The sequence below is a fragment of the Pseudosulfitobacter sp. DSM 107133 genome (assembly GCF_022788695.1).
Classification (GTDB): domain Bacteria; phylum Pseudomonadota; class Alphaproteobacteria; order Rhodobacterales; family Rhodobacteraceae; genus Pseudosulfitobacter.
In genome coordinates this window covers 1,236,437-1,250,714 of the sequence record NZ_CP085154.1, presented here as the reverse complement: position 1 = coordinate 1,250,714, position 14,278 = coordinate 1,236,437, and the positions used below count along the sequence as shown (strand labels likewise).

Annotated in this window: 13 protein-coding genes and 1 tRNA gene; 8 read left to right on the top strand and 6 right to left on the bottom strand. The window is 62.5% G+C overall.

The window, feature by feature from the left end:
• Positions 1–2: 2 nt before the first annotated feature.
• Positions 3–88 (bottom strand) — tRNA-Leu (locus DSM107133_RS06210).
• Between the two features lie 145 nt (positions 89–233).
• On the opposite strand from DSM107133_RS06210, the gene DSM107133_RS06205 reads away from it, so the two are divergent.
• Positions 234–914, top strand: coding sequence for a DsbA family oxidoreductase (locus DSM107133_RS06205; RefSeq protein ID WP_114293908.1), 681 nt, complete (start codon positions 234–236; stop codon positions 912–914).
• Between the two features lie 5 nt (positions 915–919).
• Positions 920–1,570, top strand: a complete 651-nt coding sequence (gene lipB / locus DSM107133_RS06200; protein ID WP_114293870.1) for a lipoyl(octanoyl) transferase LipB — start codon at positions 920–922, stop codon at positions 1,568–1,570.
• Here lipB and DSM107133_RS06195 read toward each other — a convergent pair.
• Positions 1,567–2,847 carry an MFS transporter gene (locus DSM107133_RS06195; RefSeq protein ID WP_240310548.1) on the bottom strand — a complete coding sequence of 427 codons (1,281 nt, stop codon included), beginning with the start codon at positions 2,845–2,847 and terminating at the stop codon, positions 1,567–1,569. The two genes, lipB and DSM107133_RS06195, sit on opposite strands and share 4 nt — an antisense overlap.
• A gap of 227 nt (positions 2,848–3,074) precedes the next feature.
• Here DSM107133_RS06195 and ctaD point away from each other — a divergent pair, with 227 nt between their 5' ends.
• Both ctaD and DSM107133_RS06185 read left to right on the top strand, forming a co-directional pair.
• Complete coding sequence (gene ctaD, locus DSM107133_RS06190) at positions 3,075–4,742, top strand: cytochrome c oxidase subunit I (protein WP_114293869.1); 1,668 nt, start codon at positions 3,075–3,077, stop codon at positions 4,740–4,742.
• 228 nt (positions 4,743–4,970) lie between these two features.
• The gene (locus DSM107133_RS06185; RefSeq protein ID WP_114293868.1) at positions 4,971–5,453 is read left to right on the top strand and encodes a DUF2244 domain-containing protein; all 483 of its coding nucleotides are present in this window, start codon (positions 4,971–4,973) and stop codon (positions 5,451–5,453) included.
• An 89-nt stretch (positions 5,454–5,542) separates the two neighbouring features.
• Here DSM107133_RS06185 and DSM107133_RS06180 read toward each other — a convergent pair whose 3' ends face one another.
• Positions 5,543–6,004, bottom strand: coding sequence for a GatB/YqeY domain-containing protein (locus tag DSM107133_RS06180; protein ID WP_114293867.1), 462 nt, complete (start codon positions 6,002–6,004; stop codon positions 5,543–5,545).
• Positions 6,005–6,201: 197 nt separating this feature from the next.
• Here DSM107133_RS06180 and carA point away from each other — a divergent pair, with 197 nt between their 5' ends.
• Positions 6,202–7,362, top strand: coding sequence for a glutamine-hydrolyzing carbamoyl-phosphate synthase small subunit (carA, locus tag DSM107133_RS06175; RefSeq protein ID WP_114293866.1), 1,161 nt, complete (start codon positions 6,202–6,204; stop codon positions 7,360–7,362).
• Between the two features lie 212 nt (positions 7,363–7,574).
• Positions 7,575–9,458: a glycosyltransferase family 2 protein gene (locus DSM107133_RS06170; RefSeq protein WP_114293865.1), complete on the top strand. Its 1,884-nt coding sequence runs from the start codon at positions 7,575–7,577 to the stop codon at positions 9,456–9,458.
• A gap of 32 nt (positions 9,459–9,490) precedes the next feature.
• Here the strand turns inward: DSM107133_RS06170 and DSM107133_RS06165 are convergent, their stop codons facing one another.
• Together DSM107133_RS06165 and DSM107133_RS06160 are read right to left on the bottom strand one after the other, a co-directional pair.
• Positions 9,491–10,300 carry a nucleotidyltransferase domain-containing protein gene (locus DSM107133_RS06165; RefSeq protein WP_114293864.1) on the bottom strand — a complete coding sequence of 270 codons (810 nt, stop codon included), beginning with the start codon at positions 10,298–10,300 and terminating at the stop codon, positions 9,491–9,493.
• Between the two features lie 61 nt (positions 10,301–10,361).
• Positions 10,362–11,006 (bottom strand): GntR family transcriptional regulator, encoded by a 645-nt coding sequence (locus tag DSM107133_RS06160; protein ID WP_114293863.1) that lies wholly within the window; start codon positions 11,004–11,006, stop codon positions 10,362–10,364.
• A 106-nt stretch (positions 11,007–11,112) separates the two neighbouring features.
• Here DSM107133_RS06160 and DSM107133_RS06155 point away from each other — a divergent pair, with 106 nt between their 5' ends.
• Together DSM107133_RS06155 and DSM107133_RS06150 are read left to right on the top strand one after the other, a co-directional pair.
• Complete coding sequence (locus tag DSM107133_RS06155; protein WP_114293862.1) at positions 11,113–11,760, top strand: pyrimidine 5'-nucleotidase; 648 nt, start codon at positions 11,113–11,115, stop codon at positions 11,758–11,760.
• 49 nt (positions 11,761–11,809) lie between these two features.
• A complete protein-coding gene (locus tag DSM107133_RS06150; RefSeq protein WP_114293861.1) occupies positions 11,810–13,003 on the top strand; it encodes a UbiH/UbiF family hydroxylase in 1,194 nt (397 codons plus the stop codon).
• Positions 13,004–13,103: 100 nt separating this feature from the next.
• Here the strand turns inward: DSM107133_RS06150 and DSM107133_RS06145 are convergent, their stop codons facing one another.
• Entirely contained in the window at positions 13,104–14,228 is a 1,125-nt protein-coding gene (locus tag DSM107133_RS06145; RefSeq protein WP_114293860.1) for an aminotransferase class V-fold PLP-dependent enzyme, read from the bottom strand.
• Positions 14,229–14,278: the final 50 nt, after the last annotated feature.

Below are 14,278 nucleotides of genomic sequence, written 5' to 3'. Positions count from 1 at the left end.
GATGGTGCGGCCGAGAAGACTCGAACTTCCACGGGTGTTACCCCACAGCGACCTCAACGCTGCGCGTCTACCATTCCGCCACGGCCGCACGCCAGTCGCTTGGTGAGCGGGCTATAGACCGCCCCCGTTCAGATGTGAAGTGGAAATTTCGCGCAAAGCTGCACACAGGGCTGTGGGTTGCAATTCGGCGGCACAGATACGACCTTAGGTCCAAACAGCAAAGGTTCATGCCCATGTCCACCCCCTCCGCTTCCGATACGCCCCTACCTCAGGGGCCTGTGGTCGACGTTGACATCGTTTCAGACGTAATGTGTCCGTGGTGCATCGTCGGCTATCGTCAGCTGGAACAGGCGCTGGCCGCCACAGGCATCGGCGCGCGCATCCGTTGGCATCCTTTCGAGCTGAACCCGGACATGCCGCCCGAAGGCCAGAACACCGCCGAGCATATCGCTGAAAAATACGGCGCAAGCGCCGAGCAATCCGCGCAAAACCGCAAACACCTGCAAGATCTTGGGAAATCCCTGGGGTTCGACTTCAACTTTACCCCCGAAAGCCGCATGGTGAACTCTTTTCAGGCGCATCAGATGCTGGATTTTGCCCTGTCACAGGGCCTGCAACACCCGCTGAAACTGGCGCTGTTCAAGGCGCATTTCACCGACAACCGCGATGTCTCGGATCCAGCGGTGTTGATCGACGTGGCGACGTCGGTCGGCATCGACGCGGCGGCGGCGCGCGAGGTGCTGGACAGCGGTGCCCTGGTCGACTCTGTCCGCGAAAAGCAGAAATTCTGGACGTCGCGCGGGATTTCAGGCGTGCCCTCGATGGTCTTTGGTGGCAAATATCTGGTCACCGGTGCACAAGGCGCTGAAAACTACGCGCAAATCCTGCGCCAGACTTTGGAAGAGGCTGCCTGAACCTGATGGTAGAGTGGATCACCACCCCGGGCCTGACCGACTATCGCCAGGCCGAGGCTTGGATGGAAGAACGCGCCGCCCAGATCGCGGCGGGGACGGCAGACGAATGCATCTGGCTGCTGGAACACCCCGCCCTCTACACTGCGGGCACTTCGGCCAAGCCTGCCGACCTGACCGATCCCGACCGTTTTCCGGTCTATCCCACCAAGCGCGGCGGGCAATACACCTATCACGGGCCGGGCCAACGGGTGGCCTATACCCTGCTGGATGTGGGCAAACGCGGGCGCGATGTGCGCTGCTTTGTGCGCGACCTCGAAGCCTGGGTGATCGACACGTTGGACAGCTTTAACATCAAGGGCGAGATTCGCGATGGCCGCGTGGGCGTTTGGGTGCAGCGGCCCGAAAAGGCGGCGCAGGCCGACGGCACGATGGCCGAAGACAAGATTGCCGCCATCGGGATCCGGCTGCGCAAATGGATCAGCTTTCACGGCATCAGCATCAATGTCGAACCGGATCTGTCGCATTTCAGCGGCATCGTGCCCTGTGGAATCACCGACCACGGGGTCACGTCGCTGGTCGATCTGGGTCTGCCGGTGACCATGGAAGACGTGGACGTGGCACTGCGGCGCAGCTTTGATCGGGTGTTCGAAGCCTAATCGCCCGAAGCCTGTTGCACCTCATCCAGCCCCAGCGCCACCAGCGCACCGCCCGCCGCCATCACCGCAAAGACACCCAGCACCAGCGCAGGCCCGGCCGCATCAGCCAACAGCCCGAATCCCCCGCCCAGCAACAACATCACCCCGAGAATCGAGTTGCTCAGCGCGGTATAGACCGCCTTTTGCCCATGCGCCTGCATATCGGCCAGATGCGTCTTGCGCCCGGCCCGTGCCCCTTCATATGCGATTTTCGCAGCAAAAACGAAGCCCGCAGCACCAAAGGGGCCGCCCAGACCGCCTGTCAGCGTGCCAACCGCCGCCGCCAGCGCCAGCACACCGGCCGCCGCCACACCGGCAAACATCAACGTAAGCCGTGACGACCGGTCTGACAGGCGCCCCCAGACATAGGACGACACAATCGCCGCCGCCGAAGAGGCCAGCACCAACAGGCCCAGATGCCCAAGGTTGATGCCGTCGCCTTGTGACCCCGCCAGCATCACCACAAAGGGCGGCGCCAGCGCGGTCGAGATCAGCAGCGTGCGCGTCAGGATATAGCGGCGTAGTTGCGCATCGCGGCGCAACGGAGCGAACACGGCCCGCAAACCGCCAAGCCCTTGATCCGCATTACCTGTTTGCGCTTCCGGCTCGTCCAGACGTGCAAAAATCAGCCCCGCGACAATCCACAGCACGCCCGCCAGCGCGATTACCACGGCAATCGCCGAGGGCGTTCCCGGAATGATCCTGACGCTGAGCAATACCGCAACCCCCAGCACGCCCACCGCACCCAGCGTGCCGGCCAAGCCCGACACTGTTCCGCGCGTGCCCTTGTCCAACGTGCGCGCCAGCACATCCTTGTAACTGGCCGACCCGGCCGAGCGGCATACGGCCAGCAGCGCAAGACAGGCCAGGATACCCCAACCTGCCACCGACCCTTCCAGCAACAGTGCCGTTGCCGCCATGCCCAGCGCCGCAACGCCCTGCCCTGCGGCCCCTGCGGCCCAAAACCACTTGCGCTGGCGGCTGCGCTCGATCCACGCGGCCAGTGCCAGCTGGGGCAAAAGCGCCCCCGCCTCGCGCACGGGCACCAGCGCACCGACGAATCCTCCAGGCGCCCCAAGCGCGACCAGCAGCGCGGACAGCACCAGCTTGGGATCAACCAGCCCACCGGCCAGCTTGGACGCGGTAAGGGCGGAAAAATGCGTGGCAAATGCGCGGTTCTGGTCACTGCTGGCGTGCCCGTTGCCCCCTGTCAGGGTACTATAAAGGAGTCTTTGCAAGTTTGGGGCCACTGCGACGTTCTCCGATTGTCGGCGTACCAAAGCAAATAGAGCATCTACACAGAATACAAACCCTGCCCGCAGCGACGGCTGCCCCCGCGACAATTATTCCCCACCTGCGGCAAGATCATGCATTGATGCAGCCGCCCCAACGTTCTAGAACCACTCCAGAACCGGGCCACGCCGTCTTTGGCGTGTCCTGTAGACATCTCAGCAGGAGGCACCGCATGGCAGACGCAGCCATTCACGGGCACGATCATCACGACGAACGCGGGTTCTTCACCCGCTGGTTCATGTCCACAAACCATAAAGATATTGGTATCTTGTACCTTATCGTTTCCGCATTCGCCGGTTTCATCTCGGTCGCATTTACCGTTTATATGCGGCTTGAGCTGATGCACCCCGGTGTGCAGTTCATGTGTCAGGAGGGTGCGCGTCTGATCGCGTCGTCCGATGTATGTACCCCCAACGGACACCTCTGGAACGTGCTGATCACCGGCCACGGCATCCTGATGATGTTCTTCGTGGTGATTCCCGCCCTGTTCGGCGGGTTTGGCAACTATTTCATGCCCTTGCAGATCGGCGCGCCGGACATGGCGTTCCCGCGGATGAACAACCTGTCGTTCTGGATGTATGTCGCCGGTACAACACTGGCCGTCTGTTCGGTTCTGGCCCCCTCCGAGGGCGGTCAGCACGGCTCGGGCGTGGGTTGGGTTCTGTATCCGCCCCTGTCGGTGCGCGAAGGCGGCATGTCGATGGACCTTGCGATCTTTGCGGTCCACGTCTCGGGTGCCTCGTCGATCCTGGGCGCAATCAACATGATCACAACCTTCCTGAACATGCGTGCCCCCGGCATGACCCTGTTCAAGGTGCCGCTGTTCTCGTGGTCGATCTTTGTCACCAGCTGGCTGATCCTGTTGTCCCTGCCGGTTCTGGCGGGCGCAATCACCATGCTGTTGATGGACCGCAACTTCGGCTTCACCTTCTTCGATCCTGCCGGCGGCGGTGACCCGATCCTGTACCAGCACATCCTTTGGTTCTTCGGACACCCCGAAGTGTATATCGTGATCCTGCCGGGCTTTGGCATCATCAGCCACGTCATCGCCACCTTCTCGCGCAAGCCGATCTTCGGTTACCTGCCGATGGTCTGGGCGCTGATCGCCATTGGTGTGCTGGGCTTTGTCGTGTGGGCGCACCACATGTACACGGTCGGCATGTCGCTGAACCAGCAGTCCTATTTCATGCTGGCAACGATGGTCATCGCGGTCCCCACCGGGGTCAAGGTGTTCTCGTGGATCGCCACCATGTGGAGCGGCTCGATCGAGTTCAAGACACCGATGCTGTGGGCCTTTGGCTTCCTGGTGCTGTTCACCGTGGGTGGCGTTACCGGCATCGTCCTGAGCCAGGCTGCCGTCGACCGCGCCTATCACGACACATACTACGTTGTGGCACACTTCCACTACGTGATGAGCCTGGGCGCCGTGTTCGCGATCTTCGCGGGGATCTACTTCTACTTCCCCAAGATGACAGGCCGCATGTACCCCGAATGGGCTGGCAAGCTGCACTTCTGGATGATGTTCATCGGTGCGAACATCACCTTCTTCCCGCAGCACTTCCTGGGCCGTCAGGGCATGCCCCGTCGCTACATCGACTATCCCGAGGCATTCTCGACCTGGAACTATGTCTCAAGCTGGGGCGCCTTCCTGTCCTTCGCCTCGTTCCTGTTCTTCTTTGGCATCGTCATCTACACGCTGCTGAAAGGTGCACGCGTCACCGAGAACAACCCATGGAACGAATATGCGGACACGCTGGAATGGACACTGCCCAGCCCGCCGCCCGAGCACACGTTCGAAATCCTGCCCAAGCAGGAAGAATGGGACCACCAGCGCCACTAGGCGCCGGACCATCCTGAAAATCTCAAGGGCTCCGGCGGCGGTCGGGGCCCTTTTTCTATGCGCCGCAACTTTCCACGCTCCGCAACGTCGCCCGCTTCATCTTGCCAGATAAACTCCGGGGTGAGGCCGCAGGCCGAGGGGCAGCGCCCCTATGGCACAGCTTGTCGCATTGCCGCGCGCCAATGCGGTGCTATCGTTTCCCCAACGCGAAACCACCAAAGCCCCCCAATGCCCTATCGCTGGACTTCCAGACCCGACGCACCGACCCAACAGTTGCGCCTGTGGCCGCACCAATCCCTGCCTGCACGCGGGATGGCGGCCTTTGTGCTGGGCACTTTCACATTGTTGCTGATCCCGACCATGCCGCTGTTGGGCACGCCCCTGCTGTGGGGGCTGCTGCCGTTCACATTGCTGGCGGTCTGGGGACTGTATTTTGCCCTGCAACACAACTATCGCAGCCGCCAGATCACCGAAGTTCTGACGATTTCAGAAGACACGGTACACCTGCTGCGCACCAATCCCGATGGCAACACGCAGCAATGGGACTGCAACCGCTATTGGGTACAGGTGACCAGATACGAAAAAGACGGACCGGTGCCGCACTATATCACGCTCAAGGGCATGGGCCGCGAGGTCGAGATCGGTGCGTTTCTGGCCGAGGAAGAGCGTATCGCGCTCTATGATGAACTGCTGCGCGCGTTGCGCCGTTAGAATCATCGCTTGTGGCGGGCCGCCCCGATCCGGGGCGGCGGCTCATGCTTGTATTTCGGCCCGTGGCAGAGACCTGCGGGCCATTTGCATCAGGCGCTCAGACGGTCCTTGACCATCGGGCCCACAACACCAAAGTCCATCTGGCCGGTGTATTTGGCCTTGAGCACAGCCATCACCTTGCCCATGTCGCGAATGCTCTCGGCACCCACTTCGGCCACAGCCGCATCAACGGCTGCCGCGCTCTTCGCTTCGCTCAACTGCTGGGGCAGGAACTCTTCGATAATCTCGACCTCCGCGCGTTCCCGCTCGGCCAGATCCAGCCGCCCGCCCTCTTCGTAGGCGCGCGCGCTTTCCTGACGCTGTTTGACCATGCGGCTGAGAATCGCCAGCAAGGCGGCATCGTCAACGCCGTCTTCGGCCCCTGCTGCGCGGGCATCAATGTCTTTGTCCTTGAAGGCCGCATTGATCAGCCGCAGCGTCGAAAGCCGGTCGGTGGCTTTTTCCTTCATCGCCTGCTTTAATGCAGTCGAAATCCGGGTTCGCATATCCATATGTGTGTCCCATCCCCATGGGTTGATGATAAGTTTGTGACAATACCGAAACGCCAGCCGCGCTGCAACCGTTCCGATGTGGTCCAAGTTACTGATATATAACGATTTCGCAAAATAGCGCCTGCCCTTGACCCGGCCTGTCGCAATGACTAGTTTCGCGCGACTTTGCTCGCATCCCTGTACACATGAGGCCGCCCATGTCCGCGCACGCTCCCACGCACCCGACCGCCTGTCTTGCCCTTGCCGATGGCACGCTATTCTACGGGGTGGGGTTTGGCGCCACCGGCCAGACCCAGGCGGAACTGTGCTTTAACACGGCAATGACCGGCTATCAGGAGATCATGACCGACCCGTCCTATGCGGGTCAGATCGTCACCTTTACCTTCCCGCACATCGGCAACACCGGCATCACGCCCGAAGACGACGAAACCGCCGATCCGGTGGCGGCGGGCATGGTGGTGAAATGGATGCCGACCGATCCGTCGAACTGGCGCAGCGCAGGGCCGCTGGGCGAATGGCTGGCAGCACGCGGACGCATCGCCATTGGCGGTGTCGACACCCGCCGCCTGACCCGCGCGATCCGTCAGGCCGGTGCACCACATGTAGCGCTGGCACACAATCCTGATGGCGTGTTCGACACCGAGGCGCTGGTTGCCGCCGCCCGCGCCTTTTCCGGCCTCGAAGGGCTGGATCTGGCCAAGGAAGTCACCTGCGCGCAATCCTACAGCTGGAACGAAATGCGCTGGGCCTGGCCCGAGGGATATCTGCCGCAAAAAGACCCCAAATACAAAGTGGTCGCCGTTGATTACGGTGCCAAGCGCAACATCCTGCGCTGCCTTGCCTCGGCCGGGTGCGACGTGACCGTGCTGCCCGCAAGTGCCACCACCGAGGAAGTGCTGTCGCACAATCCCGACGGCGTGTTCCTGTCCAACGGCCCCGGCGATCCGGCGGCCACCGGCGTTTATGCGGTGCCGATGATCAAGGGCATTCTGGAACAGACCGACCTGCCGGTCTTTGGCATTTGTCTGGGTCACCAGATGCTGGCGCTGGCGCTTGGCGGGCAGACCGTGAAAATGAACCACGGCCACCACGGGGCAAACCATCCGGTGAAGGACCACGAAACCGGCAAGGTTGAAATCACCTCGATGAACCACGGTTTTGCTGTCGATGGTCAGACCCTGCCCAAAGGTGTGGTTGAAACCCACACCTCGCTGTTCGACGGGTCGAACTGCGGCATCCGCATGGAAGGCCGCCCGGTCTATTCGGTGCAGCACCACCCCGAAGCAAGCCCCGGCCCGCAAGACAGCTTTTATCTGTTCGAGCGCTTCGCCGAAGCGATGGCTGCTCGCGCCAGCTAAGTCTCCGGGAGGATTTTCCGGAATGACCCATGGAAGGCCGGCCAAGTCCGGCCTTCCACACCGGGGCACCGTTTCGACGTTACAAAATCCCCAGGTCACTTGAATAACACGCCCCTGCGCCAGCGAAACCGTTAACGCAACGCCTGCCTCTTAACGTGCCATTAACCTTCCTCTGCCCAAGCTGACATCTGTCCAGCGGGTAGAGGGTGTGAATGAGCGATCCACGACTGCGACTGCTAAAGCCCGAAGGGGTTTGCGACCTGCGCCCCACCGCGCCGTTGGGCCGCCAACTGGTCAACAACAATCTGATATCGCGCCAGGATCTGCTGAACGCCCTTGGGCTGCAACGACGCGTCGATGCGCAGCTTGGCGATATTCTGGTGGCCGAAGGGGTGCTGCGGCGCACCGATCTGCTGTCCACACTGGCCAAACAACACAACGTCCAGATGATCGACCTGCGCGCGACACCACCACGGCGCAATGTCGCCTCTGCCTTGCCCACCGCCATGTGTCTGCGCCATCATGTCGTGCCATGGATCTGGGCAGGGGACACGCTTCTTGTGGCCACCGCGCGGCCCGATCTGTTCCACAATCTACAACGGTGTATGGGCACGCGCGGCCCTGCAATGATGCCCGTGGTGGCCGATCCCGCTGCCATCCTTGAACAGATCAACCGCCTGTTCAGCGCCGAACTGGCGCACAAGGCCATCACCCGCGTCGCCAGCATAGAAAGCTGCCGCAACTGGGGCGCGGGTAGCAATGCGCGGGCGTTGTGGCTGTGGTCGGCAGGCTTTGCGTTAACGGCCTGCCTGCTTCTGGCCCCGACCTGGACCGTGACACTGGCCTGCCTGTGGGCGGTGCTGACATTGGTGCTGACGACAGCGATGAAAGGGGCTGCCCTGATCATGCAGCTAATAGGAGGCCTGCACGATCACCTGACAGCGCCGCCCCCCGTGCCCCCACCTTTCCGCCTGCCGCGTGTGTCGGTCATGGTGCCCCTTTTACACGAAAAAGAAATCGCAAATGCCCTGATCAAGCGTATGGAACGCCTGACCTACCCCAAATCCCTGCTTGAAGTTGTATTGGTGCTTGAGGCCAGAGACACCGTCACGCGCGAGACCATCGCGCGCACCGAGCTGCCGCCGTGGATGAGCGTAATCGAAGTGCCCGACGCCCAGTGCCTGACCACCAAGCCACGGGCGCTGAACTATGCGCTGGATTTCTGCAAGGGCTCGATCATCGGTGTCTGGGATGCCGAGGACGCGCCGGAACCGGACCAGATCGAAAAGGTAGTGTTGCGATTTCAGCAGGCCCCGCCCGATGTAGCCTGCCTGCAAGGCATTCTGGACTATTACAACCCCCGCACCAACTGGATGTCGCGCTGTTTCACCATCGAATATGCGACGTGGTGGCGACTGGTTCTGCCGGGCATCGCGCGGTTGGGGCTGGTGATTCCGTTGGGCGGCACGACGTTGTTTTTCCGCCGCGACATTCTGGAAGACCTGGGCGGCTGGGACGCGCACAATGTCACCGAAGATGCCGATCTGGGCGTGCGACTGGCGCGCCACGGCTATCGCACCGAACTGCTGCCCACCGTCACCCACGAAGAGGCCAATTGCCGCCCCTGGCGTTGGGTGCGGCAACGTTCGCGCTGGCTGAAGGGGTTCATGATCACCTATTTCGTCCACATGCGCCATCCGCGCCAGTTGCTGCGCGAGTTGGGGTGGAAGCGGGTGATGGGCTTGCAGGTGATCTTTCTGGCGACCTTCACCCAGTTTGCCGCAGCGCCGTTTTTATGGTCGTTCTGGCTGATCCCGCTGGGGCTGCCGCATCCGGTGCATCTGACCTTGGGGCCGCAGGTCGTATGGGCAATGACCGTCGTATTTGTGATTTCCGAACTGCTGAACCTGACACTGGGGCTGGCCGCCGTATCCGGGCGCCCCCACCGCCATCTGCTGATGTGGGTGCCGACAATGCCGTTTTATTTCCCGCTGGGCGCGCTGGCCGCCTATAAGGCGCTGCACGAAATGATCGCGCAGCCGTTCTTTTGGGACAAGACCCAGCACGGCTACGCCGAGGCGACAGAGGATGTTTAGGGTCCAGACAGTCAAACAGACAGGAGGCTGGGTTAGTCTTCCATCGCGTAGGGCCGCTTAATCCCCAATGTCTGGTCCAGCCTGTCCCAAGTCACCGCCTCGAACCGCTCGGGCCAATCCACACCGATCTGGCGGGCGCGCCTGCGCGCGCGGGGCAAATAGGCTTTGGCATAGGCAAGATGGGCGGCAATCATTGCCTCCCGTTCGGGAACAGGCGAGGGCAATGACACCAACAGCGCCTTTTGCGCGTCGGTGATAAGCCGGTTCAAATGCAGCACGCCACCACGGTTCGGGGCGTTGGTCTCTTCGATCAGCAACGCGACCAGAAGATTGCGCAGATGATAGACGCCCAGAACACCATTGATGTATTCCGCGCGCCCCGCGGCAAGGTGCAGCAGGCCCAGAATACGGATGAATTCCTCGATCTGGTATGTGAATTTTTCAAGGTTCGGCCCCGCAGGCACGGGCGCGGCGGCCAGCCCGTCATACAGATTGTCATGGTCGAACAACGGTTTCAGGCTGTGTTGCGTGTGTGCTGCCAACTGCTCGGGTTTCAGGATAATCACATCGGTGCGCGTCCAGTCGGCAGTGATGGCATTGATCAGAACAGGCACAGTCGTCCTGTCCCACCACAGCACGATCTCTCCGGTCTGCGCGACGGCTTCATGCCACTGTCCGGCAATGGCATCGGTTGCGCCATCCTTTGCCACCAGAACAAAGTCGATATCGCTATAGGCGTCGGCCATTCCATTCGCATAGCTTCCACTGAGAAACAGCGCCCTGATGTCGGGCGTGTCGCTTAGCGCATCAAGGATTGTTTTGATCGTCTCAGGATGGTCCATCACCAACTCCTGTTTTCGCGGCCCCTGCCCGGCAGACTGCGGCCCTGAGAAACTGTATCTCTCAACCCTCTTCCTCGCGCCGCGCCGCATCCAGTTTCAGCCGCGTCATGAAGGCCACCGAGATATGCTCGCGCAAGGCAGCCCCGGCCGCAGCCCCGTCACCCGCCTCGATGGCGCGCACGATGGCGTCGTGTTCCTGCTGGGCGATCTCGGCGCGCCCCTCTGCGGCCAGCGATGTTGTCGCCATCAACGCCATGCTGCGGTGCACCAGATCCAGTTGCTGCACCAGATAGCGGTTGTGTGACGCCAGATGGATCTGTTTGTGAAACCGCCGGTTGGCGCGGGCCATCGCTGCCGGATCGTTCAGCAGTTTGTTGTCCGCCGCGACCATCTCGCGCAGCACGCGCACCTCTTCGGCGGTGGCATGGCGGGCGGCAAGGTTGGCGGCCAGCCCCTCAAGCTCGCCGCGCACCACATACAGTTCGGCCATCTGGTTGTGGTCCAGCGACGCCACGATCAGGCTGCGCCCGTCGCGCGCCAGCAGCGATTGCGTCTCAAGCCGTTGCAGGGCCTCGCGGATCGGCGTGCGCGACATACCGAACCTGTCAGCCAGTTCGCTTTCCACCAACCGGTCGCCGGGGCGGTATTTCCCCATGTCGATGGCTTCGAGGATCATCGAATAGGCATCGGTGTTCACTGGTTTCATCACGCGCTCCGGCCTTTGGCAGTCTTGCGCGCACCCTAAGGGCGCGGGGCGCGGGTGCGCAAGCCTTGGCGCTTGCACAAGCGCGCGGGCGGGCCTACCACGGGGCATGCCCAATCCAGACTTCTCCCATGTAACGTCCTGGGTCTTTGACCTCGACAACACGCTGTATCACCCTTCGGCGCGCCTGTTCGATCAGATCGAGGTGCGCATGACCGCCTATGTGATGGACTCGCTTGGCGTCGACCGCGCCGAGGCGGACCGTTTGCGCCTGCACTACTGGCGCACGCACGGCACGACGCTGGCCGGACTGATGCGCGAACATGGCGTCGATCCGGCGCCGTACCTCACAGATGTGCACGACATCGACCTGAGCCATCTGACAGCCGATGCCGAACTCGCCGCGCGGCTGCGTGCCCTGCCCGGGCAGCGCATCGTCTATACCAACGGCAGCGGTCCCTATGCCGAACGGGTGCTGGCCGCGCGCGGGCTGGCGGGCTGTTTCGACGCGATCTACGGGGTTGAACACGCCAATTTCCTGCCCAAGCCCGACCGCGCGGCCTTCGAAACGATCTTTGCCACCGACGGGCTGCGCCCCGAGGTTGCCGCGATGTTCGAGGACGACACCCGCAATCTGGCCGCCCCGCATGCGATGGGGATGCGCACCGTGCATGTGGCAGACGTTGCCGCCCCTGCCGATCACATCCACCATCACACCGACGATCTGTCGGGGTTTCTGGCGCGGCTCGTCGGATAGGACGCTTTGCCGCCTTTCCTGCGCCGCGCGCCGTACTAGGATCACCGACATGATTGAAACCGATATCCTGATTTCCGGCGGCGGCGTCGCCGGGCTGACTGCGGCGGCGGCCTTTGGCACGGCGGGCTTTGACGTGATCTGTGTCGATCCCGCCCCGCCCATCACCGAACGCGAGGCCACAGGCGCCGACATGCGCACCACGGCCATGCTGCAACCCGCCCGCGAGGTTCTGAAAACCGCAGGCCTGTGGGAGCGGCTGGAACCCTACGCCGCCCCGCTGAAGATCATGCGCATCGTTGACGCGGGCGGTGCGGAGGGCACCCCCCGTCTGACCCGTGATTTCCGTGCGGCGGATATCTCCGACCTGCCCTTTGGCTGGAACCTGCCCAACTGGCGGCTGCGGCGCGAGATGGTGGCGCGTTTGCACGACCTGCCCAACGTCGATTTCCGCCCCGGCACCGGCACCGCCAGCCTGCTGACCCGCACCGCAGAGGCGCGGGTAAAGCTCGACGATGGCACAAACGTGCGCGCCAGGCTGGTGATCGCCGCCGACGGGCGCAATTCACCGATGCGGCAAGCGGCCGGGATTGACGTGAAAACAACGCGCTATGGACAAAAGGCGCTGGCCTTTGCCGTGACCCACCCGATCCCGCACGACAATGTCTCGACCGAAGTGCACCGCACCGGCGGGCCGTTCACGCTGGTGCCGCTGCCGGATCACGAGGGGCTGCCCTGCTCTGCCGTGGTGTGGATGGACGACGGCCCTGCAACCGTTGCACGGATGGCGCTGGACACCGAAGCCTTCGAGGCCGCAATGTCGCTGCGCAGCTGCCACCTGTTCGGGCCGCTGACGCTGGCCTCGAACCGCACCATCTGGCCGATCATCAGCCAACAGGCCGAACGCCTCAGCGGGCAACGCATCGCCCTGATGGCCGAGGCCGCGCATGTGGTGCCGCCCATCGGCGCGCAGGGGCTGAACATGAGCCTGTCTGATCTGTCGACCCTGCTGGACCTGGCGCTGGCGCGGCACGACCATCTGGGCGATGCACAAATGCTGGACGCCTATCACGACGCGCGCATCCGCGACATGCGCGTGCGGGTGGCAGGGATTGATGCGCTGAACCGCGCATCGCAGGTCAGCACGCCCGCGCTGCGGGATGCACGGGCGTTGGGGTTGAATGCGCTCTATGCGCTGGCACCGGTGCGCAAGACACTGATGCAGATGGGCCTTGGGGTGCGTTAAAGCACTTCTCGGAAAACCTAATACAAGGGTTATCACTTAACGCGTTGAAATCTATGATTTCAGGCAGCGTTAAGTGATCCAGTTTTTTTCGAAAGTGCTCTTACAGCACCTTGTCGAGAACCGTTTCCAGACGCGCCAGCGTGGCGTCCACGTCATAAAGCTTGTCCAGCCCGAACAGCCCCAGCCGGAAGGTCGAGAAATCCGCAGGCTCGTCGCAGGCCAGCGGCACACCGGCGGCAATCTGCATCCCTTCGGCGGCGAACTTCTTGCCGTTCTGGATTTGCGGATCGGCGGTATAGGACACCACAACTCCCGGCGCGCCAAAGCCGTCTGCGGCCACCGAGATCACCCCACGATCCGCCAGCATCTTGCGCACCGCATCGCCCAGCTGCCATTGCGCCTCTTTCAGCCGCCCGAACCCGTAATCGCGCGTCTCGACCATCGTGTCACGGAACGCCCGCAGGGCATCCGTGGGCATGGTCGCATGATAGGCATGACCACCGTTTTCATAGGCCTGCATGATCTGGTGCCATTTCTTCAAATCGATGGCAAAGCTGTCGGACGTGGTCTGCTCCATCCGCGCCAGCGCACGGTCGGACATCATCACCAGACCGGCCGAAGGGGCGGCACTCCACCCCTTTTGCGGCGCGGACAACAGCACATCGACGCCCAGCTTGCGCATGTCGACCCAGGCACAGCCCGAAGCGATACAATCCAGCACCATCAGGGCGCCGACCTCATGAGCGGCGGCGGCCATCGCGGCGACATAGTCATCGGGCAGGATCACACCGGCGCTGGTTTCCACGTGCGGGGCAAAGACGATCTCGGGCTTGCCATCGCGGATGGCGGCCACAACCTCTTCGATGGGTGCGGGGACAAAGGGTGACGGTGAGGCGTTCCCCGACTGGCGCGCTTTCAGAACGGTCGCCTCGCCGGTCAGATCCCCGCTTTCGATGATCTGGCTCCAGCGGTAGCTGAACCAACCGTTACGCACGACCAGCACGCGGGCACCACGGGCGAACTGGCGGGCGACCGCTTCCATCCCATAGGTGCCGCCACCGGGCACGATGGCCACGGCATCGGCGCCATAGACCTCTTTCAGCATCGCCGAAATATCCTTCATCACCTTCTGAAAGGCGGCAGACATGTGGTTCAGCGAGCGGTCGGTGAAGACCACCGAGAATTCATCCATCCCTTGCGGGTCAACGGTGTCAAGCAATGCCATGATCGGGCTCCTTCGGTCTGACTTTGCCACACACCTAAGCCTACGCGGCC